This window comes from Nonomuraea sp. LP-02 (assembly GCF_036289125.1).
Classification (GTDB): domain Bacteria; phylum Actinomycetota; class Actinomycetes; order Streptosporangiales; family Streptosporangiaceae; genus Nonomuraea; species Nonomuraea bangladeshensis.
In genome coordinates, this window is the sequence record NZ_JAXCLK010000001.1 from 2,350,633 (window position 1) to 2,372,227 (window position 21,595).

26 protein-coding genes are annotated in these 21,595 nt (G+C 73.0%); 20 read left to right on the forward strand and 6 right to left on the reverse strand.

The window, feature by feature from the left end; genetic code table 11:
- Positions 1-42: 42 nt before the first annotated feature.
- From SMD20_RS10870 to mctP, 4 genes are all read left to right on the forward strand, one after another.
- Positions 43-636, forward strand: coding sequence for a VOC family protein (locus tag SMD20_RS10870; RefSeq protein ID WP_329578523.1), 594 nt, complete (start codon positions 43-45; stop codon positions 634-636).
- Positions 636-1,277 (forward strand): carboxymuconolactone decarboxylase family protein, encoded by a 642-nt coding sequence (locus SMD20_RS10875; RefSeq protein ID WP_329578526.1) that lies wholly within the window; start codon positions 636-638, stop codon positions 1,275-1,277. Before SMD20_RS10870 ends, SMD20_RS10875 begins: the two co-directional genes overlap by 1 nt.
- Positions 1,278-1,515: 238 nt before the next feature.
- Positions 1,516-1,725 carry a DUF3311 domain-containing protein gene (locus tag SMD20_RS10880; RefSeq protein WP_329578529.1) on the forward strand — a complete coding sequence of 70 codons (210 nt, stop codon included), beginning with the start codon at positions 1,516-1,518 and terminating at the stop codon, positions 1,723-1,725.
- Complete coding sequence (gene mctP, locus SMD20_RS10885) at positions 1,722-3,332, forward strand: monocarboxylate uptake permease MctP (protein WP_329578532.1); 1,611 nt, start codon at positions 1,722-1,724, stop codon at positions 3,330-3,332. Before SMD20_RS10880 ends, mctP begins: the two co-directional genes overlap by 4 nt.
- 3 nt (positions 3,333-3,335) lie before the next feature.
- Here mctP and SMD20_RS10890 read toward each other — a convergent pair whose 3' ends face one another.
- Positions 3,336-3,695, reverse strand: a complete 360-nt coding sequence (locus tag SMD20_RS10890) for a DUF6285 domain-containing protein (RefSeq protein ID WP_329578535.1) — start codon at positions 3,693-3,695, stop codon at positions 3,336-3,338.
- A 68-nt stretch (positions 3,696-3,763) separates the two neighbouring features.
- Between SMD20_RS10890 and SMD20_RS10895 the strand changes: the two genes are divergently transcribed.
- From SMD20_RS10895 to SMD20_RS10915, 5 genes are all read left to right on the forward strand, one after another.
- Positions 3,764-4,546, forward strand: a complete 783-nt coding sequence (locus SMD20_RS10895) for a CPBP family intramembrane glutamic endopeptidase (protein WP_329578538.1) — start codon at positions 3,764-3,766, stop codon at positions 4,544-4,546.
- Positions 4,547-4,613: 67 nt separating this feature from the next.
- Positions 4,614-5,804 carry an acyl-CoA dehydrogenase family protein gene (locus SMD20_RS10900; protein WP_329578542.1) on the forward strand — a complete coding sequence of 397 codons (1,191 nt, stop codon included), beginning with the start codon at positions 4,614-4,616 and terminating at the stop codon, positions 5,802-5,804.
- A complete protein-coding gene (locus tag SMD20_RS10905) occupies positions 5,801-6,769 on the forward strand; it encodes a phosphotransferase family protein (protein WP_329578545.1) in 969 nt (322 codons plus the stop codon). The genes SMD20_RS10900 and SMD20_RS10905 overlap by 4 nt, the downstream gene beginning before the upstream one ends.
- Positions 6,770-6,836: 67 nt before the next feature.
- Positions 6,837-7,556 carry an ABC transporter ATP-binding protein gene (locus tag SMD20_RS10910; RefSeq protein ID WP_329578548.1) on the forward strand — a complete coding sequence of 240 codons (720 nt, stop codon included), beginning with the start codon at positions 6,837-6,839 and terminating at the stop codon, positions 7,554-7,556.
- Positions 7,553-8,389 (forward strand): ABC transporter permease, encoded by an 837-nt coding sequence (locus SMD20_RS10915; RefSeq protein ID WP_329578551.1) that lies wholly within the window; start codon positions 7,553-7,555, stop codon positions 8,387-8,389. The genes SMD20_RS10910 and SMD20_RS10915 overlap by 4 nt, the downstream gene beginning before the upstream one ends.
- Here SMD20_RS10915 and SMD20_RS10920 read toward each other — a convergent pair.
- Positions 8,343-8,966: a TetR/AcrR family transcriptional regulator gene (locus SMD20_RS10920; protein ID WP_329578554.1), complete on the reverse strand. Its 624-nt coding sequence runs from the start codon at positions 8,964-8,966 to the stop codon at positions 8,343-8,345. The genes SMD20_RS10915 and SMD20_RS10920 overlap by 47 nt on opposite strands.
- A complete protein-coding gene (locus tag SMD20_RS10925) occupies positions 8,963-9,415 on the reverse strand; it encodes a hypothetical protein (RefSeq protein WP_329578557.1) in 453 nt (150 codons plus the stop codon). The genes SMD20_RS10920 and SMD20_RS10925 overlap by 4 nt, the downstream gene beginning before the upstream one ends.
- Positions 9,416-9,553: 138 nt before the next feature.
- Between SMD20_RS10925 and SMD20_RS10930 the strand changes: the two genes are divergently transcribed.
- The 4 genes from SMD20_RS10930 to SMD20_RS10945 are packed head-to-tail and all read left to right on the forward strand — an operon-like array spanning position 9,554 to position 14,231.
- On the forward strand, positions 9,554-10,327 hold the full coding sequence (locus SMD20_RS10930; protein ID WP_329578559.1) for a hypothetical protein: 774 nt from the start codon (positions 9,554-9,556) through the stop codon (positions 10,325-10,327).
- Positions 10,324-11,484 carry a hypothetical protein gene (locus SMD20_RS10935; RefSeq protein ID WP_329578562.1) on the forward strand — a complete coding sequence of 387 codons (1,161 nt, stop codon included), beginning with the start codon at positions 10,324-10,326 and terminating at the stop codon, positions 11,482-11,484. Before SMD20_RS10930 ends, SMD20_RS10935 begins: the two co-directional genes overlap by 4 nt.
- A gap of 3 nt (positions 11,485-11,487) precedes the next feature.
- Positions 11,488-12,915: a hypothetical protein gene (locus SMD20_RS10940; protein WP_329578565.1), complete on the forward strand. Its 1,428-nt coding sequence runs from the start codon at positions 11,488-11,490 to the stop codon at positions 12,913-12,915.
- Positions 12,912-14,231 (forward strand): AAA family ATPase, encoded by a 1,320-nt coding sequence (locus SMD20_RS10945; protein WP_329578568.1) that lies wholly within the window; start codon positions 12,912-12,914, stop codon positions 14,229-14,231. The genes SMD20_RS10940 and SMD20_RS10945 overlap by 4 nt, the downstream gene beginning before the upstream one ends.
- A gap of 8 nt (positions 14,232-14,239) precedes the next feature.
- Here SMD20_RS10945 and SMD20_RS10950 read toward each other — a convergent pair whose 3' ends face one another.
- Positions 14,240-15,169: a GNAT family N-acetyltransferase gene (locus SMD20_RS10950; protein ID WP_329578571.1), complete on the reverse strand. Its 930-nt coding sequence runs from the start codon at positions 15,167-15,169 to the stop codon at positions 14,240-14,242.
- Between the two features lie 100 nt (positions 15,170-15,269).
- Here SMD20_RS10950 and SMD20_RS10955 point away from each other — a divergent pair, with 100 nt between their 5' ends.
- From SMD20_RS10955 to SMD20_RS10980, 6 genes are all read left to right on the forward strand, one after another.
- Positions 15,270-15,815, forward strand: a complete 546-nt coding sequence (locus tag SMD20_RS10955) for a TetR/AcrR family transcriptional regulator (protein ID WP_329578574.1) — start codon at positions 15,270-15,272, stop codon at positions 15,813-15,815.
- A gap of 103 nt (positions 15,816-15,918) precedes the next feature.
- Positions 15,919-16,377 (forward strand): ATP-binding protein, encoded by a 459-nt coding sequence (locus SMD20_RS10960; RefSeq protein WP_329578577.1) that lies wholly within the window; start codon positions 15,919-15,921, stop codon positions 16,375-16,377.
- Positions 16,378-16,656: 279 nt separating this feature from the next.
- Positions 16,657-17,202, forward strand: coding sequence for a helix-turn-helix domain-containing protein (locus SMD20_RS10965; protein ID WP_329578580.1), 546 nt, complete (start codon positions 16,657-16,659; stop codon positions 17,200-17,202).
- Between the two features lies 1 nt (position 17,203).
- Positions 17,204-17,566: a hypothetical protein gene (locus tag SMD20_RS10970; RefSeq protein WP_329578583.1), complete on the forward strand. Its 363-nt coding sequence runs from the start codon at positions 17,204-17,206 to the stop codon at positions 17,564-17,566.
- Positions 17,563-18,456: an ABC transporter ATP-binding protein gene (locus SMD20_RS10975; RefSeq protein WP_329578586.1), complete on the forward strand. Its 894-nt coding sequence runs from the start codon at positions 17,563-17,565 to the stop codon at positions 18,454-18,456. The genes SMD20_RS10970 and SMD20_RS10975 overlap by 4 nt, the downstream gene beginning before the upstream one ends.
- Positions 18,453-19,250 carry an ABC transporter permease gene (locus SMD20_RS10980; protein WP_329578588.1) on the forward strand — a complete coding sequence of 266 codons (798 nt, stop codon included), beginning with the start codon at positions 18,453-18,455 and terminating at the stop codon, positions 19,248-19,250. The genes SMD20_RS10975 and SMD20_RS10980 overlap by 4 nt, the downstream gene beginning before the upstream one ends.
- Here SMD20_RS10980 and SMD20_RS10985 read toward each other — a convergent pair.
- Both SMD20_RS10985 and SMD20_RS10990 read right to left on the reverse strand, forming a co-directional pair.
- Positions 19,222-19,515, reverse strand: coding sequence for a hypothetical protein (locus SMD20_RS10985; RefSeq protein ID WP_329578591.1), 294 nt, complete (start codon positions 19,513-19,515; stop codon positions 19,222-19,224). The two genes, SMD20_RS10980 and SMD20_RS10985, sit on opposite strands and share 29 nt — an antisense overlap.
- Positions 19,516-19,594: 79 nt before the next feature.
- Complete coding sequence (locus SMD20_RS10990; protein ID WP_329578594.1) at positions 19,595-20,554, reverse strand: Ppx/GppA phosphatase family protein; 960 nt, start codon at positions 20,552-20,554, stop codon at positions 19,595-19,597.
- Between the two features lie 221 nt (positions 20,555-20,775).
- Between SMD20_RS10990 and SMD20_RS10995 the strand changes: the two genes are divergently transcribed.
- Positions 20,776-21,591 carry a formylglycine-generating enzyme family protein gene (locus tag SMD20_RS10995; protein WP_442942593.1) on the forward strand — a complete coding sequence of 272 codons (816 nt, stop codon included), beginning with the start codon at positions 20,776-20,778 and terminating at the stop codon, positions 21,589-21,591.
- Positions 21,592-21,595: the final 4 nt, after the last annotated feature.

Genomic DNA, 21,595 nt, shown 5'->3' on the forward strand with positions numbered 1-21,595 from the left:
TCATGTTTTACGGCATGACCCTGTGATAAGCACGGAATTACTATGAACACCGAATTCGAGCTTCGCGGGGTCAACCACATCGCGCTGGTCTGCTCGGACATGAAGCAGACCGTCGACTTCTACTCCGGCGTGCTGGGCATGCCGCTGATCAAGACCATCGAGCTGCCGATGGGCTGGGGCCAGCACTTCTTCTTCGACTGCGGCGGCGGCAACGCCCTCGCCTTCTTCTGGTTCCCCGACGCGCCCGACGGCGTCCCGGGGGTCTCCGCGCCGCGCAACCTGCCCGACCGGGGCGAGCTGGTCTCGGCCGTCGGCTCCATGAACCACATCGCCTTCGACGTGCCGCCGGAGAAGATCGAGGAGTACCGCGACCGGCTCGTCGCCAAGGGCATCGACGTGGGCGTGCTGCTCAACCACGACGACAGCGAGTTCGGCGTGGCCCCGGAGATGCACGACGGCGTGTTCGTCCGCTCGATCTACTTCAAGGACCCCGACGGCGTCCTCGTCGAGTTCGCCGCCTGGACGCGGCAGGTCGGGCAGCCGGGCGACGTGCGCCACGAGCCGAGGACGACCGCTGACAGGACGGGCGCCGACAGGACGGGCGCCGACAGGACCGTCCCCGGCGGGGCCGGCTGATGCCGCGCCTGCGCCGCGTGCCGCGCGCGGAGATGACCGACCCGCTCGTGACGTACTTCCACGACCGGCTGTTCTCCCCTGACAGGGAGGGCACGGCGACGGGCTCGCCGGGCGACTGGTGGGAGGTCTTCGCGCTGGACCCGAAGATCTTCCGGCACTGCGTGAAGGGCTTCCAGGTCTACCGGGAGGCCACTCTGGACCCGGTGCTGCGCGAGCTGGGCCAGACCCGGGCCGGCTGGGCGCGGCAGAGCCAGTTCGTCTACTCCCAGCACTGCAAGCAGCTCCGGGCGCTCGGCGTGCCCGAGGAGAAGGTGCGCGCGATCCCCGCCTGGCAGGTCAGCGACTGCTTCGGGGAACTGGAGCGGGCCGTGCTGGCCTACGCCGACGCGCTGGTGCTGGACGGCGGCCGGGTGCCTGACGAGGTGTTCGCCACGCTCCAGCGGCACCTGCCGGACGAGCAGATCCTGGAGCTGACGTACATCACCTGCCTGTACGAGATGCACGCCACGATGGCGCGGGCGCTGCGGCTGGAGTTCGACGACCGGCCGGACCCGGTGACGGAGGTGCCGGCGCCCGACGGCTACGGCTCCCGGGACATCGCCGACGACCTGACCGGCGGCTTGACCGTTCGGCGCGATTAACCGACCACTCACCGATCATCGCCCGGTGAACTACCCGCCAGTAACTAAGGTTCGAAGCCGGGACCTGCGGCGACGTGCGCGGGTATCCCACATGGTGAGACAAATGCCCGCCATTTAGGCCGAACCGTAATATTAACGACACTGGGTTTAATACCACCGCAAAGTTAGTGTCCCTCCGTTGACGCCACCTGTCAGGACCGGTCACCCGCCGGTCCCTGGCCTCGCCATTGGAGGGTCGATGACTACCGGTGAACCCGGACAGCCACACACCGACCGCAGCCCCTGGAACTGGCTGCTGGTCCTGCCGATCGTGCTGCCGCTGCTCACGTTCCTGTTCAACGCCGACGAGCCCCGCCTGCTCGGCTTCCCGCTGTTCTACTGGCTGCAGATCGCCTTCATCGCCGTCGGCGTCACCTGCACGACGATCGTCTACAGGATGACCAAGTGAGCGGGCACACGACCGAGCTGGTCGTCTTCGTCGCCCTGTTCCTGCTCGTGACCGTCATGGGCTTCGTCGCGGCCCGCTGGCGGCGGCCGGAGAGCATCGACAGCCTGCACGAGTGGGGCCTCGGCGGGCGCAGCTTCGGCTCCTGGATCACCTGGTTCCTGGTCGGCGGCGACCTCTACACCGCCTACACCTTCGTCGCGGTGCCCGCGCTGGTGTTCGGGGCGGGCGCGCTGGGCTTCTACGCGCTGCCGTACACCGTGGTGGTCTACCCGCTGGTGTTCCTCGTGCTGGCCCGGATGTGGTCGGTCTCGCACGTGCACGGCTTCGTCACGCCGGCCGACTTCGTCCGGGCCAGGTTCGGCTCGCCGACGCTGGCCCTCGCGGTCGCGGTCACCGGGCTGGTGGCGACGATGCCGTACATCGCGCTGCAGCTCGTCGGCATCGAGGCCGTGCTGAAGTCGATGGGCATCACCGGCCACCTGCCGATCGTCATCGCCTTCGCGATCCTCGCGGCCTACACCTACCAGTCGGGGCTGCGCGCGCCCGCGCTGATCGCGTTCGTCAAGGACGCGCTCATCTACATCGTGATCCTGGTCGCGGTCCTCTACATCCCGACCCAGCTGGGCGGCTGGGGCTCGATCTTCGACGCGGCCGCGCAGAAGTTCGCCGCCACCCCCGCGCCCGGCGACGGCATCACGCTGAACGCCACCAACCAGCTCCAGTACGTGACGCTGGCCTTCGGCTCGGCGCTGGCGCTGTTCCTCTACCCGCACAGCCTGACCGGCGTGCTGGCGTCCAAGAACCGCGGCGTCATCAAGCGGAACATGTCCGCCCTGCCCGCCTACAGCCTCGTGCTCGGCCTCATCGCGCTGCTCGGCTACATGGCCATCGCGGCCGGCACCAAGCCGGTCGTGGGCGCCAACGGCCGGCCGGACGCCAACACGATCGTGCCGCGGCTGTTCGACCAGGTCTTCCCCGACTGGTTCACCGGCGTGGCGTACGCGGCCATCGGCATCGGCGCGCTCGTGCCGGCCGCCATCATGTCGATCGCGGCGGCCAACCTGTTCACCCGCAACATCTACCGCGAGTACCTCAACAAGGACGCCACCGACGCGCAGGAGGCCAAGGTCTCCAAGATCGTCTCACTGGTGGTCAAGGTGGGCGCGGTGCTGTGCATCCTGCTGCTCGACCCGCAGTTCTCCATCGACCTGCAGCTCATCGGCGGCGTGATCATCCTGCAGACGCTGCCGTCGGTGGCGCTCGGCCTCTACACCCGCTGGTTCCACCGGGGCGGCCTGCTCGCGGGCTGGGCGCTCGGCCTCGCGGCGGGCATGTGGATGCTCTACCTCATCCCCAACCCGGCCAACGGCAAGGCGCACTTCGGCGGGTCGGCGTTCGGGCTGGCCAACCTGGGCTTCGACACCAAGATGACGGTCTACGCCGGGTTCCTGGCGCTGATCGTCAACCTGGTGGTGGCGGTGCTCGGCACGCTGGCCTTCCGGGCGTTCAAGGTGGCCGACGGGCCGGACGCCACCCGGCGCGAGCACTACTTCGTGGACGAGGGCGACCCGCGGGTCAAGGACCTCGACCTCACCGGCTCGCACTGACGTTCATCCTCGGAGGTGGGCGGGGTTGGCGACCTCCAGCTTCGCCCGCACCGCCTGCTCCAGGACGCTCACCAGCGCGTGGTCGTCGGGCAGGCGGCCGTCGCGGACGGCGGCGGCCAGCTCGGCGTCGTCGGCCACACCGAGCGCGGCCAGGCGGGCGGCGTGCTCCTCCGCCTGGGCCGGGCCCAGCTCGATCTCCCGCTCGACCATGCCGAGCACGTTGATCGCGACCCGGGTGTGGAAACGCGTACGCCCCTCCACGGCCGGCAGCACGTCCCTCTCGAGGAAGTCGCGTACCGCGGCCACGAGCTGCGCCGCCGTGGGGACGTCGTGGGGACCCGCGGACGATCCGGTTCGCGTCATGGCTTCCTTCTAGCACACGGCTGGTCCCTTTATCCGGGTCCGATGAGGGATACGGCTAATCTGCGCTCATGAGCACTCAGTCGCCGCCCGCGGCCCTCCCGGCACTCGCGCCCCGGCTCATCGGGGCCGAGATCTTCGTCGTGATGTCGGTCTCGCTCGGCGCGAGCGGGCTGATCGCGCTCATCCGGCTGATCGGGGCGCTCACCGCGCCGAAGGAGCTGAAGAGCCAGCACGCCGTGCTCGTCGGCTCGATGGCTCCCGGGCGGCCGTGGCTGGACCTGTCGCTGCAGCTCGCCCAGATCGCCATCGCGGTGGCGCCGGTCGGGCTGGTGGCGTACCTGCTGGTGCGCTCCGGCGAGTCGCTGCGCACGATCGGCGCGGACTTCCGTGAGCCGCGCCGCGACCTGCTGCGCGGCGCGCTGCTCGCGGCCCTGATCGGCGGCAGCGGGCTCGCGTTCTACCTGGCGGTGCAGGCCATCGGGATCAACCTCACCGTCGTGCCCGGCGCGCTGCCCGAGGTGTGGTGGCAGGTGCCGGTGCTGCTGCTCGCCGCCGCGCAGAACGGCGTGCTGGAGGAGGTGCTGGTCGCCGGCTACCTGCTGCACCGGCTGGGGCAGGCCGGCTGGTCGCCGTGGCGGGCGGTCGTGGTGTCGTCGCTGCTGCGGGGGTCGTACCACCTGTATCAGGGGTTCGGCGGGTTCGTCGGGAACGTGGTGATGGGCATCGTGTTCGGGCGGGCCTACCAGCGGTGGGGGCGGACGATGCCGCTGATCGTGGCGCACACGCTCATCGACGCGGTGGCCTTCGTCGGGTACGCCTTCCTGCGCGGCAAGGTGAGCTGGCTGCCCTAAACCGCCGTCCCGGCCGTTGACCGTCCCGACCGTTGACTGGGCAACGATATTCGGCTGAGATCCAGGCATGAGCTTCGCCGTGCCCGCGAGCGTCCGGCCCGTCCGCGACGCCGTCCATGCGTTCATGACCGAGCGGGTCGAGCCCGCAGAGCCGGTGCTGCACGAGGGCGGGGCCGCCGCCGAGGCGGCACTCGCCGACCTGCGGGCCGCGGCCAAGAAGGAGGGCCTGTGGGCGCTCGGCCACCCGTGTGAGCTGGGCGGCGGCGGGCTGCCGTTCCTCGACTACGTGTACGTCAACGAGGTCCAGGGGCGCAGCGAGTTCGGGCAGCTCGCGCTCGGCACGTACACCCTCCAGGACTCGCTCATGCTGTACGAGCACGCCTCGCCCGAGCAGCGCGAGCGCTACCTGGAGCCGCTGGTGCGCGGCGACATCTCGCCCAGCTTCGCCATGACCGAGCCGGGCGTCTCCAGCTCCGACCCCACCCAGATCCGCACGAGCGCCGTGCTCGACGGGGACGAGTGGGTGATCAACGGGCACAAATGGTTCACCACCGGGGCCTCGCGGGCGGCGTACACGACCGTGATGTGCCGCACCGAGCCCGACGCGCCGCCGCACCTGGCCTTCTCCATGATCCTGGTCCCGACCGACACGCCCGGGTACACGATCGTGCGCGACACGCCCGTGCTCGGGCTGGACGGCGCGCACTGCGAGGTGCGCTACGACAACGTGCGGGTGCCCGCCTCCAACCTGCTGGGCGAGCGGGGCCGCGGCTTCGTCATCGCACAAAAGCGCCTCGGGCCGGGGCGCATCTTCCACTGCATGCGCTGGCTCGGGCAGGCGCAGCGGGCCTTCGACCTCATGTGCCGGCGGCTGCACGAGCGCACCGCGTTCGGCGAGCCGCTGGCGAAGAAGCAGCTCATGCGCCAGCACGTGTTCGACTCCTACGCCGAGATCCAGTCGGCCCGGCTGCTCACGCTCAACGCCGCCGAGGCGATCGACGCCGGCTCCGACGCCCGCGTGGAGATCGGCGCGATCAAGGTCGTCGGCGCGCGGATGCTGCACAACGTCATCGACCGGGCCATCCAGGTGCACGGGGCGGCGGGGCTGACGGGCGACACGCCGCTCGACCGGATGTACCGGCACGCGCGGGCCGGGCGCATCTACGACGGGCCCGACGAGGTGCACATCGACTCGGTCGGCCGGCGCATCCTCGGCTCGTACGCGGCCGGCGGCAACTGGGAGTTCGGTCTCCGGTGAGCGGCGACACCGTCGCCGCCGTGGTGGCGGAGGTGTTCGGCCCGCAGGCCACCCTCCCCCACCGGGTACGGCTCCCCGGCGGGGCGTCACGGGAGACGTGGGCCCTGGACGTCGCCACGCCCGGCGGCGAACGGCACGAGCTGGTGCTGCGGCTCGACTCGCCCGGCGGGGCCGGGGAGGCGGGGACCACGCTGGAGGCGGAGGCGCGGCTCATGCGGGCGGCGGCCGCGTCGGGCGTGCCGGTGCCGCGGATCGTCGCCGCCGGGTCGGCGGGCGGGGCGCCGTACGTGCTGATGGAACGGGTGGACGGGGAGACGATCCCGCGCAGGATCCTGCGCGACGACGCGTACGCGGCCGCCCGGCCGCTGCTGGCCGCCCAGTGCGGGCGGGCGCTGGCGGCGGTGCACCGGATGCCGCTGTCCAGCCTGCCGCCCGACCCCGATTCCACCGCCGACCCGCTGGCGCGCTGGCGGGACGTGCTCGACCTGCTGGGCGAGCCCCACCCGGTGTTCGAGCTGGCGTTGCGGCGGCTGGCCGCGTCCCGTCCCCCCGCCGGGCCGCCCGCGGTGGTGCACGGCGACTTCCGCAACGGCAACCTCATCGTCGGGCCGGAGGGCGTGCGGGCCGTGCTCGACTGGGAGCTGGCCCACGCCGGCGACCCCCTGGAGGACCTGGGGTGGCTGTGCGTGAAGGCGTGGCGGTTCGGCTCGCCGCTGCCGGTTGGCGGGTTCGGCCGCTACGACGAGCTGATCGCCGCCTACGAGGAGGCGGGCGGCGCGAAGGTCGACCGCGACGCGCTGCGCTGGTGGGAGACGTTCGGCGTGCTCAAGTGGGGCGTCATCTGCGTCATGCAGACCATGCGGCACCTGCGCGGGGGCGCGAGGTCGGTGGAGCTGGCGGCGATCGGGCGGCGGGTGTGCGAGACCGAGTGGGACCTGCTGCGGATGTTGCGGGACCACGGCTGAGGTCTTCTGCGGGCTCGGCGCGGAAAATGCGTTGCCGCCGTGTGGCCGCCGGCCGCACCCTTGAGCGGTGGCCATCCTGCGGGCGTCCCATCTGGTGAAGCGGTTCGGGCCGGTCACGGCCGTCCGCGACGTGAGCCTCACCGTCGGCGAGGGCGAGATCGTGGGTCTGCTCGGCCCCAACGGCGCCGGCAAGTCGACGACCCTCCACATGCTGCTGGGGCTCATCACCCCCGACGCGGGCAGCGTCGAGCTGTTCGGCATGGAGCTGGCCCGCCACCGCACCGAGGCGCTCAGCCGGCTCAACTTCGCCGCCAGCTACGTGGACCTGCCCGGGGTGCTGCGCGTGGGCGAGGTGCTGGACGCCTTCGCCCGCCTGTACGCCCTGCGCCGCCCGCGCGAGCGGGTCGCCGAACTGGTCGAGCTGTTCGAGCTGGGCCCGTTCGTCAAGCGGCGGGTCATGGCGCTGTCGTCCGGGCAGCGCACCCGCGTGCAGCTCGCCAAGGCGCTGCTGAACGCACCCCGGTTGCTGGTGCTGGACGAGCCGACGGCCAACCTCGACCCCGACGCCGGTGACCGCGTACGCGGCCTGCTGACCCGGGTGGCCGCCGAGAACGGCAGCGCCATGCTCATCACCTCGCACAACATGCGCGAGGTGGAGCGCATGTGCGACCGGGTGCACTTCCTGTCCGGCGGGGTGATCGTGGCCGCGGGCAGCCCGGCGGAGCTGGCCGGCCACTACGGGGCCGAGGACCTGGAAGAGGTGTTCCTGAAGGTGGCCAGAGGATGAGCACGTCACAGGCTTCCACGCTGACGCTGCCGCCGCTCGGATTCGCCGCGCGGCGCACCCGCGTCATGGGCGTGGTCCGGCGCGACTTCGCGGCGCTGCGGCGCAGCCCGGTCCGCGTCTTCGAGATCTTCTTCTGGCCCAGCGTGGAGCTGGTGCTGTGGGGGTTCATGACGCTGTTCCTGCGGGCGCAGCGGGTGCCGTTCGCGGTGACGTTCCTGCTGGGGGCGGTGCTGCTCTGGCAGGTGCTGCAGAAGGCGAGCAACGAGATCTCGATCGCCTTCCTGGAGGACATCTGGTCGCGCAACCTGCTGAACGTGCAGGTCAGCCCGCTGTCCAGCGCTGAGTACCTGGCCGGTCTCGTGCTGTTCTCGCTGGGCAAGGTGATCTTCGCGCTGGCCGTGATGGCGGCGCTCGCCCTCGGCCTGTACGGCTTCGGCGTGACCACGATCGGCGTGGGGCTGGTGCCGTTCATGGGGGTGCTGCTCGTGCTCGGCTGGTCGCTCGGGCTGGTCGGCATCGCGGCGGTGCTCCGCTTCGGCGAGAACGCGCAGGTCATCGCCTGGTCGATCGTGTTCATGGTGCAGCCGCTGGCCGGGATCTTCTACCCGGTGTCCGTGCTGCCCGCGCCGCTGCGGGCGGTGTCGGAGTTCCTGCCCGCCTCGCACGTGTTCGAGGGCATGCGCACGGTCATGTCCGGCGGCCCGGTGCCGTGGGACCGGCTGGCCTGGGCGGCCGGGCTCGACGTGGTCTATCTGGCGGCCACGGTGGGGTTGTTCGCGTGGGCGCTCACGTACGCCCGGCGGCACGGAAAGCTGTCCCGCTTCGGGGAGTGAGCGCGGGCCCGGTGACGGCGGCCGTGATGGCGTCCACCAGGCTCTCCACCACTTGGTCGCGGTCGAGGCCGGGCTGGTCGAGCCACCAGTCGCCGGTGGTCTGCACCATGCCGACGAAGGCGTGGCCGAGCACCTGTGCCCGCACCGGGTCGGGCACCACCCCATCGGCGGCGAGCACCTCGCCCAGTTCCTCGCCGAGGCTGCGGACGAGGGAGGTGACGCGGGAGCGGGTGCGGACGTCCTCGGCGCCGGCGCGCTGGAACAGGAAGCGGTAGAGGTTGAGGTTGGCGGAGACGAGGTCGAGGTAGGCGGTGATGGTGGCGCGGGCGCGGGCGCGCAGGTCGGCGCCGGCCTCGGCGAAGCGCGGCCGGAGCTGGGCGATCACGGTGCGTACGTGGCGGTCGGCGAGCGCCTCGTACAGGCCGCTCCGGTCGCCGAAGTGGCGGTAGAGGATGGGCTTGGTGACGCCCGCGGCGGCGGCGATGGCGGCCATCGACACGTCGGGGCCCTCGGCGGCGATGGCGCGGTCGGCGGCGTCGAGCAGCGCCCTGCGCCGGTCGGGGTCGCGTCCGCTCACGGGCCCAGGATAGATCGCCGGCCGCGCGGGAGCAGTGCCGAGAGCACGAGGACGACGCCGATGAGCGCGTAGAGGCCGGTGAGCCCGGCGATGGTGCCGGGCGGTTCGGCCGCCTCCGCCCAGGGGGCGGCGCCGGGCCGGGCCCAGGGCAGGCCGCCGGCGTACGGGAGGGTGGCCGCGGCGGCGATGGCGCCGGTGGCGTCGAGCGCGAACAGCGTGCCCGCCGCCGCCAGCGGCAGGCCGCAGGCGAGGGCCGCCGGCGGCCAGGCGGCGAGCATCGCGACGATCGCCGCCACCGCGAGGAGGCAGCCGAGGCCGGCGGGCGACGGCCCGGCGGCCACCGTGCCGGCGCGCAGCTCCCGCGCGCCCGCCTCGGTGAGGTAGTAGACGGGGGCGAGGGCCGCCAGCCCTGCGACGGCGCCCAGCAGATGACGCAACCCACGGCTCACAGGGTCCAGTGTCCCCTGTTGACCCGTCCTTTACTCGGCGTTGATCGGAACACGGGGGCCGGTCCCCTTTACGAAGTAGATTTCGGAAACGCCGCCAATTTACTGGAAAATGCTGGGACTGTTGGTACGCTCGCGCACATGAGTGACCGGCTGGACGAGCTCGAACGGCGGATCGACGAGCTGCGGGCCGGCGTGCGCAGGGCCATGCGCGCACGGGACGGCGGCGCCGCCCGCGGCCTGCGGGCCGAGCTGCGCGCCGCCGAGCGGGCCTGGGACGCCCTGGTGGGCGGCGAACAGCCCGAGGAGCCCGCCGCGCGGACGGTCCCGCTGGTCACCGTACGGGAGCAGGTGCACCAAGGGCTGCGGCTGCTCGGCGCGACCGCGCAGCCGCGGCTGGTGGTGGCGGTCAGCGAGGCGTTCCTCGGCGGCACCATCCGCAGCGCCCAGCTCACCAGCCTGCGCAGGGACGAGGAGCGTTCGTTCCGGTCCGCGCCGTACGGGCGGCCGTACTATCTGTGCGCCGCGCTGACCGACCGCCTCTCCCCCGCCCGCGGCCTGCTCACGCTGAGCGCCTGGCCGCTGGAGCGGCGCGTGGTCGGGCCGCTCAGCCCTCGCGTCGACTTCCTGACCTGCGCGATCGCCGTGGCAGGGCGCGAGCAGGCCGATCCGCGGGCGGCCCGGTTACTCCTGCGCATGGCCAGGAACATCCCCGGCGCCACCGACGGCTCGCTCGGCCCGCCCGACCCGGACCGGGTGATCGCGGCGGCCCGCGCCGAGCTGGCCGTGCACGCCCCGCGCGACACGCGCGACCGCGCGGAGCTGGCGCGACGCGCCGCGCGGCAGCTTGATGACGTCGCCCGCCTGTTCGGCGCCGCTACGCTGAGCACGATCAAGAAGGAGTACGCCACGTGAGCGGCTTGAAGCGCGAGGGCGACCCCGCGCACCGGCTCGACGCGCTGCGCGGCACCACGCCGCCGCGTCCCCACGACGCCCGCGCCATCGCGGCGCTCGCCGCCAACCCCGGCTGCGCCCGCCGCGCCCTCATGGACGGCGCCGGCCTCGACAAGGACGCCGCCGCCCGCCATCTCGGCTTCCCCGCGCCGTTCGGGCAGTCGCCGTTCGCGATCACCCGCGGCAACGCCTTCGAGGCGCTGGTCAAGGCCGACGGCTGCGCGGAGCTGCTGCGGATGCTGCGCGAGCTGCTGCGCCTGCCGGTCGCCGAGGTCGCCTACCACGACGTCGAGAACGTCGGTGAGAAGGCCGACGCGAGGACCGGCGCCCACCTGCGCCACGCCCACACCCGATCCCTGATCGACCGGGCGGCGCGCGGCGAGGACGACGCCGGCACGCTCTACGACCACCCGCTGCTCGCCCTCACCATCGCCGGGCACACCGCGTACCTGGAGCCCGACGTGGTGGCCTTCCAGCTCGGCGGCCGCTTCCACATCGTGGAGATCAAGTCGTTCGCGGTGATCGACGGGCAGGCCGAGCCGTCGGCGGCGGCCGCGGCGGCCCGGCAGGCCGCGGTGTACGTCCTGGCGTTGCGCACCCTGCTGGAGGAGCTGGGCCACGACCCGCTGCGGGTCTCCCACGACGTGGTGCTGGTCTGTCCCGAGAACTTCGCCAACCGCCCGGTCGCCACCCTGGTGGACGTACGCCGTCAGCTCGCCGTGCTGCGCCGCCAGCTCGCCCGCATGACGACCCTCGACCGGCTGATGGCCGGCCTGCCCGAGGACCTCACCTTCGACCTGCGCCCCGGCGAGGACGGCCGCCCCACCCGGCCGGTCGCCGAGCTGGCCGACGCGGTGCGCAGGACCACCGCCCGCTACGCGCCGGACTGCCTGTCCACCTGCGACCTGTGCTTCTTCTGCCGCGACGAGGCCCGCCAGGAGGGCGCCTCCGACCTGCTCGGCCGTCAGGTACGCGACGAGCTCGGCGGGGTGGCGTCCGTCGCCGAGGCCCTGGGCCTGGCCGACGGCACCCGCGACCCGGCCGAGGGCCAGGAGGAGATCGCCCGGCTGCTGCGCAACGCCGAACGCCTGCGCAGGGAGTGCCTCGGGAGTGTGTGACAAGTGAGCCTGCTGACCTCGCTGGCCCGGCTGCGGGCCCTGGACGAGGGCATCGCCCAGCCGGTCGCGACCGTGCGGCACTGCCATCTGTCGGCGCGGCCGATGGTGTTCGTGCCGCTGCGGCTGTCCGGGGAGGCCGCCGCGCCGCTCGCCGCGATGCTCGGCGACGACCGCGACCGGCCGCGCCTGCTCGTGGTGCCCCAGCCGCGCAACCGTGACCTGCGCTTCGCGTGGGCGGCCGAGCTGGCCGGGGTGCTGCTGCCGTACGTGGAGAGCTTCACGCACGACACCGAGACGGTCGAGCGGCGTGGCGGCGACCCGTACGAGCGGGCGCTCGACGCGCCGCAGCTCGTCGTGCCCAACACCGGCGGCGTGGCCTTCACCCGGCTGCTCGGCCGCTCCACCCGTTTCCGCCGCGCCGACGGCCCCTACCCGGTGCCGGAGTCGGTGCCGCTGCTCGGGCGGTGGCTGACGTACTTCGCCGAACGGGCCGCGTACCCGGGGTCGTCGCTCACGCTGGCCGCGACCGAGGAGCTGGGCCGGCACTGGGCGAGCGGGCAGAGCGGGCTGGAGGACGGCAACCTCGCCTCCCTGGTCGCGTGGATCACCGAGGGGCCGCGCGAGGAGGCCGAGGACCCGCTGGTGTGGCCGCCCGCCGGTCCGGCGACGGATCCGGGGTTCGACGCGGAGGTGCTGGCCCCCGCCATCGACAGCGGGTCGGCCGAGCGGGTCACGGAGGCGCTGCGCACCCAGCTCGCGCCGACCTGGCGGCTGATGTGGCGGGCGCTCGACCTGCTGGCGGGCCTGGAGCCGGGGGCGAGCGTGGCGCAGCGGTGGGAGCAGGACCGGGCCTCGTTCAGCGCCATGGCCGAGAGCGTCGCGGAGGGCGGCCCGCCGCAGCCCCGCAGGGACGGCGCGGTGTCCGCCGCGGCCCGGCTGGCCCGCATGGAACGCGCCCAGGCCGCCTACGAGGTGCAGCGCGCCTACGACGACCCGCTGGTGATGGCCGAGTACCGGTTGACCGGCGAGGCGTTCGCCGGCGAGGTGGTGGAGACCGTCCCCGACAACGCCGAGGGCGAGGGCCGCTCGCGCAAGCTGCGCCCGCTGGTCGTGATCAAGACCGACGACCCGGTGCTGCTGCCGCCCGGCACGGCGCTCGGCACCCCTGAGCGCCGCACCCAGGGCGCCGAGCTGGTCGAGGCGTACGAGGGCCTGGTCACCATCAAGATCACCAAGGGCATGGGGCGGGGGAAGACGGCCGCTCCGGGGTCGGTGCCCGACGTCGGCGAGCGGGTCTGCTACACCTCGCTCACCGGCGACTTCCAGGGCTCGCCCGGCCTGCCCGACGCCGAGGCCACGCCGTGGACGCACGGCGGGCCGCCCCAGCAGTACGTGCCCGACGACGAGGACGCTCAGGAGGAGTGGTCGTGACCGCCGACCCAGGGACCGGCAGCCCGGAGCCCAGCCCGGAGCAGGTCATCGCGGACGTGCTGGCCGACCTGCCCCGGCATCGGGGCGTGGTCGTGGACTCCCCGCCAGGCGCGGGCAAGTCCACGCTGGTGGTGCGCGCGGCGGCGCACCTCGCGGCCACCGGCGAGCCGCTGATGATCGTCGCCCAGACCAACGAGCAGGTCGACGACCTGGTGGTGCGCATCTGCGACAAGCACCCGCACCTGACGGTCGGGCGGTTGTCGGCCGGCGCGTACGCGCCCCCGCCGCGCCTGCTGGAGCTGGCCGGGGTCCGGGTCGGCACGCGAGTGCAGGATCTCGGCGATCCGGACATCGTCATCGCCACGGCCGACAAGTGGGCGTGGATCGGCGACAGGAAGTGGCCGTGGGCGATCGTGGACGAGGCCTACCAGATGCGCTCGGACAAGCTGCTGCGCATCGCGGGGCTGTTCGAGCGGGCGCTGTTCGTGGGCGATCCCGGGCAGCTCGACCCGTTCTCGATCGTCGACGGTGACCGCTGGTCGGGGCTGTCGTGGGACCCGCTGCAGAGCGCGGTGTCGGTGCTGCTGCGGCACAACCCCGACCTGCCGGTGCACCGGCTGCCGGTGTCGTGGCGGCTGCCGGCGACGGCCGCGCCGGTGGTGTCGCGGGCGTTCTACCCGTTCACCGGGTTCCGCTCCGGCACCGGGCCGGGCGAGCGGCGCATGGAGCTGGTCACCGGCGGCCTCGGCACCCCGCACGACCGGGCGCTGGAGGAGGCGGCCCGCTCCGGATGGGCGCTGCTGGAGCTGCCGGAACGGCACACCGTGCGCACCGACGGCGAGGCGGTGCGGGCGGTGGCGCTGCTGGCGGCGCGGCTGCTGCAGCGCGGCGCGGTGGCGGGCTCGGAGCAGGGCGAGCGGCCGGTGACGGCCGACCGGATCGCGGTCGGTGCCGCGCACCGCGACCAGGTGGCGGCGATCCGCGCGGCCGGCCTGCCGCCGGAGATCACCGTGGACACCGCCAACCGGCTCCAGGGCCGCGAGTACGACGTGACGATCGTGCTGCACCCGCTGTCGGGACGGCGCGACGCGACGGCCTTCCACCTGGAGTCGGGGCGGCTGTGCGTGCTCGCCTCCCGGCACCGGCACGCCTGCGTGGTGGTCGCCAGGGCCGGGATCGCCGAGCTGCTGGACGCCCACCCGTCGGCCGAGCCGGTGCAGCTCGGCGTGCCGGTGAAGTTCCCCGACGGGTGGGAGGCGAACCAGGCGGTGCTGGAGCACCTGTCGCGGCACCGGGTCCAGGCGGGCCGGGGCTAGACGTACAGCTAGAGCCTGCGGCGCCAGATGTCGAAGGCCATCACCTGGCGCATGCCGGCCGACTCGTACAGGTCGAGCGCCGGGGTGGTGTTGTTGCTGTCCACGTGCAGGATCGTGCCCTTCCTGCCGCGGGCCGCGTCGGCGGCGAAGGCGTGCTGGAGCAGGAAGCGGCCGAGGCCCCGGCCGCGGAACTCGGGCAGCACGGCGAGCGTGGCCACGTAGCCGCAGCCCTGGTCGGGCAGGAACTGGTCGCTGCCGATCACCACCCCGGCCGGGCGGCCGTCGATCCTGGCCAGGGCGAGCTGGCTCCAGTCGGTGGCGTTCTGGGCCTCGCGGCGTTCGTACCACTGCTCGTAGGCGACGGGGGCGAAGCCGAAGTGCTCGGCGAAGCCCTCCTGGTGGACGCGGTGCGCCTCGCGCCGCACCTCCTCGCTCTCCCCGGAGTGCAGGGTGAGCCCGGCGGGCGGGGCGGGCGGCTCGACCGGGCCGTCGAAGTCGATCCGCATGCGGTGGAAGCTGGTGCCCGGCTCGAAGCCGTGCTCCTTGGCGAGGGCCTGCTTGCCCTGGTCGGCGCGGTAGACGCCGAGGTGGACGGTGGCGCCGTCGTGGCCGCGCGCGGCGGCCAGCTCGCGGGCGCGGCCGAGGACCTTCTCCCAGAGCGGTTCGATCAGTTCCTCGGAACCGGGGCGGACGATGACGTCCACGTCGACCAGGTCGCTGTCGCCGACGGAGGAGGCCCAGCCGTTGCCGAGCAGGCGGCCGCCGGGCCCCTCGGCGACCCAGCCGTCGCGGTCGAGGTCGAAGCCGGGTTCGGCGAGCTCGTCCTCGACGTCCTCGAGGGTCATGTCGGGCCCGCCGAGCACGGCGGTCTCGTACGCCGAGACGAGGTCGTAGAGGGCGGCCGCGTCGTCCGGGCGCGGTCGTCGGAAAGTGTGCATGGGGACAATTGTCGTCAAAACCCCCAGCAGGCACCTCCCCTTTTTTCGCCGAATAAACTGGACATCTACTTACCGGCCGTCAAGTCGAAAAGGGTGCACAGTGCGGGCAGACACACGTACCCGTATCCAGGAGGTCGCGCTGCGGCTCTTCACCGAGCAGGGGTACGAGGCGACCTCGCTGCGGGAGATCGCCGAGGAGCTGGGCGTCACCAAGGCCGCGCTCTACTACCACTTCAAGACCAAGGACGACATCGTCGCCAGCCTGGTCGGCCTGCGCGTGGCCGAGATCGAGGAGCTGGTGGAGTGGGCGCGGGCGCGCCCGAAGACGTCCGCGACGCGCCGCGAGCTGCTGGAGCGCTACGCCGCGAACCTGACCCGGCCCAGCCACCTCGAGGTCACCCGGTTCCTGGAGCGCAACCAGACGGCGTTGCGCGAGCATCCGAAGCTCATCAAGATGCGTGAGGCGATGCTGTCGCTCACGGCCGAGCTGAGCGAGCCCGGCGCGACGCCGGTGGAGCGGATCAGCCGGTCGCTGGCGCTGTTCGCGCTGCACGCGGGCAAGTGGATGACGGCGCAGGACGGCCTGACCGAGGACGAGATCGCCGAGGCGTCCATGGAGGTGGCGCGGCGGCTCGCGGACATGTGACCCCGGGGAAGGCCGGTTCCGCCGCCGATGATGGGGCGCCGACGATTGGGCTCCGCGATCTCGGGCAGAAGGTCGCCACGGGTTCCGCAGGGAAGGAGAAGTCGTGGAGGCCTCGATAGCGCTCCGGCTGCCCAGGGATGCCGCGAGCGTCCCGCTGATCAGGCAGATGCTGGACGGCACTCTGCGCTCGCTCGGCGTCGAGGGCCAGATCCGCGACGACATCGAGCTCATGCTCACCGAGGCCTGCTCCAACGTGATCCGGCACGCCGAGCCGAGCGACGAGTACACCGTCAGCGCCACCGTCCACGACGACCGGTGCTTCATCCGGGTCGTCGACACCGGGCACGGCTTCGACCCCGACAAACTGGAGGAGCCCAAACCGGGGGCCGAGCACGGGCGCGGGCTGATGATCATGAGGGCGCTCGCCGACGACATCCGCTTCACCAACAAGCGGGAGAACGGCGCGATGGTGTGCCTGGAGAAGCGCCTCCGGTACCAACCCGGGGCCGCCGGGCCCCACCTGATGTCCGCCGACCACCGCTCCTCCACCGTCTCCCGCTGATCCCCTCCCGCCGCCCCTCCCCTGACGGCGGCGGAAGGTGACCAGATCCGCGCCCTGCCGGGCGCCCTCGACCGGGCCCGGGAGAGGGCGGGCGGCAGCCCCCGCGACCAGGCCCTGCCGTCCCAGTGCGGCAGCACGACATGTTCCGGGTGGAACACCGGGTCGCGGCTCGCCTGCCACACGTCGCCGGGTCCAGCCGCCGGCCGGCGCGATCGTACGGATTGCCCGGCTTGCTGTGCGTTTGACGTTCTCATTCTTAATAGTGATAACGTGTGAGGCGTGAGGACATCCCCAGAACGGTGGGCGCAGCTGGCGCTGCACCCCGTGCGCATCCGCATCCTGCGCGCCGCGGCCGGCGCCCGCCGCACGTCGTCCGACCTGGCGGCCCTGCTGCCCGACGTGCCGCAGGCGTCGCTGTACCGGCACATCGCCACGCTGGCGCAGGCCGGTCTGCTGCAGGTGGTGGAGGAGCGCAAGGTCGGCGGCGCGACGGAGCGGGTGTACGCGGTGCCGGAAGGCGGGGTCACCCCCTCCCCCGAGGCGCTGGCCTCGGCCTCCCCCGAGGAGCACGCGCGGTACTTCACCGCGTTCGTGGCCAGCCTGCTGTCGGAGTTCTCGCGCTACCTCGCCAGGGAGCACATCGACCTGGCGGCCGACGGCGTCGGCTACCAGCAGGTGGTGCTGCACCTGGACGACGAGGAGTTCGTACGTTTCGCGCAGGGTTTCGCCGGCCTCGTCCAGCCCCTGCTCGCCAACGAACCGGCGCCGGGACGCACGCCCCGGCTGCTGGCGACGATGTTGCTCCCCCTGACGGAAGAAGGTTGACATGGCGACGGTCATCATCGACGGCGGCTCGATCATCGTGGAGTTCGGTCCCTGGGAGCGGTTCTTCGCCGGCCGCGCCCGGCACGTCATTCCCCTGGCGGCCGTGCGGGAGGCGGTCGCCACCGGGCAGCCGCTGCGCGTCCCGCGCGGCGCGCGGAGCGGGCTGGCCGTGTCGGGCCACACCAAGATCGGCGTCTGGGGCCTCTACGGCGGCCCCCGGCAGCTGGTCTCGGTCAACCGCCACCTGCCCGGACTGCGGCTGCTGCTGGACCGCGCGGGTTCGGGCGGCGAGTTCGACGAGGTCGTGGTCTCGGTCCCCGGCGCCGACCGGCTCGCGGAGGCCATCCGGGCGACGGCCGCATGAGCGGCGTCGAGGTCCGCCGCCTGACCAAGAGGTACGGCACGTTCACCGCCGTCGACGATCTCAGCTTCACCGTGAGGCCGGGAGCGGTCACCGCCTTCCTCGGCCCCAACGGCGCCGGCAAGACCACGACCATGCGCATGATGGTCGGCCACGTCGCGCCCACCTCCGGCGGCGTGACGATCGGCGGGCGGCGCTACCGCGACCTGCCGCGCCCGACGACCGTCGTGGGGGCGGCGTTCGACGGCGCCGCCTTCCATCCGCGGCACTCGGCCAGAGACCATCTGAGGATCTACGCGGCGATGGGCGGGCACCCGCGCCGCCGGGTCGAGGACCTGCTCGGCCTGCTCGGCCTGGCGGCGGCGGGCGACCGCGCGACGGGCACCTACTCCACCGGCATGCGGCAGCGGCTCAGCCTGGCCACCGCCCTGCTGGGCGATCCCGGCGTCCTGCTGCTGGACGAGCCGGGCAACGGCCTGGACCCCGAGGGCACGGCCTTGCTGCGCGCGTTCCTGCGCGAGCTGGCCGGTGAGGGCCGCGCCGTCCTGGTCTCCAGCCACGCGCTGGGCGAGGTTCAGCAGATCGCCGACGACGTCGTGGTCATCCGGCGGGGCCGGCTGCTGGCCGCCGGAGCCCTGAGCGAGCTCGCCGGCACGGCGCACGTCGTACGGGTGAGCAGCCCGGACGCGGACCGGCTCGCCCGCGTCCTCGCGCCCGCCGCCCGCGGGATCGACCGCGACGGGCCCTGCGACCTGCGGGTGCACGGGCTGGAGCCCGCCGAGATCGCCGGCCTGGCCGCGGCGCACGAGCTGCCCGTCCACGGCCTGGCCGCCTCCCCACCGAGCCTGGAAGAGCTTTTCCTGGACCTGACCGGCGAACGGACGAACGCATGAGACCTCTGATCCACGCGGAGTTCCGCAGGCTGCTCGCGACCCGCATGTGGCTCGGCACCCTGCTCGTCGCCGCCCTGCTCGGCGGCGGCCTGATCGGGCTGCTCGCCCTCGTCGGGCCGGAGAACTTCGACCCTCCGATGCCGGGGCTGCACACCGAGGCGGGGGTCCGGGCCGTGCTCGGCTTTCTCGGCTTCACCGCCTTCGTCCCCGCCGCCGTCGGCACCCTGGCCCTGACCTCCGAGTACCGGCACCGCACCATCACGGTCACGTTCCTGTACGCGCCGGACCGCTGGCGGGTGCTGGCCGCCAAGCTCATCACGTACGGGCTGGCCGGCGTGGTCTACGGACTCGTCCTGTCGGGCACCGCCGCCGTGGCGCTGTTCGGCGCGGCCGCGGCGCGCGGCGTCACCCTGGGCCTGGACGCGGGGACCGTCGTCGAGCTCCTGGCCCGCCTGGCGGTCGCGATGGCCGCCTACACGGTGCTCGGCGTCGGCATGGGCGCGCTGATCCGCCACCAGGTCGCGGCGCTCTGCGTGGTGGTCGGCTACCTGTACGGGGCGGAGCTGCTGCTCGTCATGATCCCGGGCGTCCGCCACCTCTATCCCCTGCTGCCCGGCGGCGCGACCGCGGCGCTGACCGACTTCACCGCCGTGGCCGACGCCCTGGCCCAGCAGCTGTCCAGTGAGCCCGTCCGCCTGCTGTCCCCCCTGGCCGGGGCGCTGGTCCTGCTCGGGTACACGGCGCTGGCGAGCACGGCCGCGCTGCTCAGACCCCTGCGCCGCGACGTCGCCTGACCTCCAGGGAGAAGTGGCGGCGCAGGCGCGGGGTGCGGCCGCTCAGCTCGCCGCGCCGCCGCTCGGGGACGCTCTCACCGCTCAGCTTCACCGTCAGCCGCCGCTCCCGCCCCGTCAGGCGCCGCCACAGCCGCGGCAAGGGGAGCATGGAGCCGGCCATGACCACGAACGCCCCCAGGGCGATCACGGCGACGACGGCGATCGCGCCGACGATGAGCAGCAGCACGACCAGCAGGGACCCGATGGCGCCGAGCACGTCCAACATCTGGCGAAGAGTTCCCGATCATCAGCGGGTTATGCCAACTCATGCGGATATAACGCACTTACTCGACAGCAGGGCGCGCTCAGTCCGCGACCAGCCCCGAGTGGTCGAGCCGGCCCGGCAGCAGGTCGAGCCGGCGCAGGATGACGCCCTCGCGCAGCGCCCACGGGCACACCTCCAGGCTGTCCACCTCGAACAGGTCCATGGCCGCGTCCGCGACCAGCGCCCCCGCCGCCAGCTGCGCCGCCCGCCCCTCGGACACGCCGGACAGCCGCGCCCGCTCGGCCGTGCTCATGCCGGCCAGCTTGGTCACCCAGTCGGCCATGTCCTGCCGGGTGAGCCGGCGGGGCACGTACAGGCCCTCGTTGGTGGGCGCGGCCCCGGCGATCCTGGCGAGCTGCTTGAAGGTCTTGGAGGTGGCGACGGCGCGGTCGGGCCGGCCGTAGCGGACGACGGAGCCGACGGTGCGGGCGACCTCGGTGCGTACGTGCCGCCGCAGCCTGCGCACCTCGTCGGCGGACGGCGGGTCGGCGGTGAACCAGTCGCGGGTCAGCCGCCCGGCCCCCAGCGGCAGCGAGACGGCCACGTCGGGCTCCTCGTCCACGCCGGCCGCGATCTCCAGCGAGCCGCCGCCGATGTCGAAGGCCAGCAGCCGCCCCGACGACCAGCCGAACCACCGGCGCACGGCGAGGAAGGTCAGCCGGGCCTCGTCACGCCCGGACAGCACCTCGATGTGCACGCCGCAGCCGTCCTCGATGCGGGCCAGCACCTCCTCGCCGTTGGCCGCCTCGCGCACGGCGGAGGTGGCGAAGGCGAGCAGGTCCTCGACGCCCTTGTCCTCGGCCAGCTCGACGGCCCCCTTGACGAACGCGCACAGCCGCTCGACGCCCCGCTCGGCGAGCCGGTTGTCCTCGCCGAGGTATTCCGTCAGGCGCAGCTCCTCCTTGTGCGAGTACGCGGGGATGGGCCGGGCGCCGTGGTGGGCGTCCACGACGAGGAGATGCACCGTGTTCGAGCCGATGTCCAGCACGCCGAGTCGCATGGGAAAACGCTACCGTTCTGCCGGATTCACGGCACAAGGCGAGGAGTGACCAGCGGCGGCCGCGTGATCGGGGACATGTTTCAAGGGCTACCCTTCCTTACTGGTATGACACGTTTGGGGGGACTTTGAGCGCTTGCTGTGGCCCGAGCAGGGAGGGCGCCGCCACGCCGCAGCCGCGGCCGGCCGTCCTGACCGCGCGGCGGTCGGCGCCGCCACGCGGCATGGTACGCGTCCCTGGCGGGACGTTCCTCATGGGCGGCGACGACTGGGACGCCCGCCCCGAGGACGGCGAGGGACCGGTCCGCGAGGTGCGGCTGGACCCGTTCATGATCGATCCCACGTGTGTGACGAACGCCCAGTTCGCCACGTTCGTCAAGGAGACGGGATACCTCACCGAGGCCGAGCGGATCGGCTGGTCGTTCGTGTTCCGCCAGTTCGCCCGCGCGGGCGTCATCGACGCGACCGTGCCGGGCGCGTCCTGGTGGGCGGGCGTCGAGGGGGCCGCCTGGCGCACCCCGGAGGGGCCGGGCTCGTCGATCGGCGACCGGCAGAACCATCCCGTCGTGCACGTCTCCTGGAACGACGCGAACGCCTACGCCGAGTGGGCGGGCAAGCGGCTGCCCACCGAGGCCGAATGGGAGATGGCCGCCCGCGGCGGGCTGGAGCGCAAGCGTTTCCCGTGGGGCGACGAGCTGGCACCGAACGGGCGGCAGCGGTGCAACATCTGGCAGGGCCACTTCCCCACCGCGCCGAGCAAGGGGACGATGCCGGTCAAGTCGTTCCAGCCGAACGGCTACGGGCTCTACAACGTCGCGGGCAACGTCTGGGAGTGGACCGCCGACTGGTGGGGCACGGCGTGGAAGCCGTACGCGGAGAACCCGGCCGGGCCGGCCGAGGGCACGGCGAAGGTGATCCGCGGCGGGTCGTACATGTGCCACGACTCCTACTGCAACCGCTACCGGGTGGCCGCGCGCACCTCCAACACCCCGGACTCGGCGACCGGGCACACCGGTTTCCGCTGCGCGGCCATACTCTGATCGC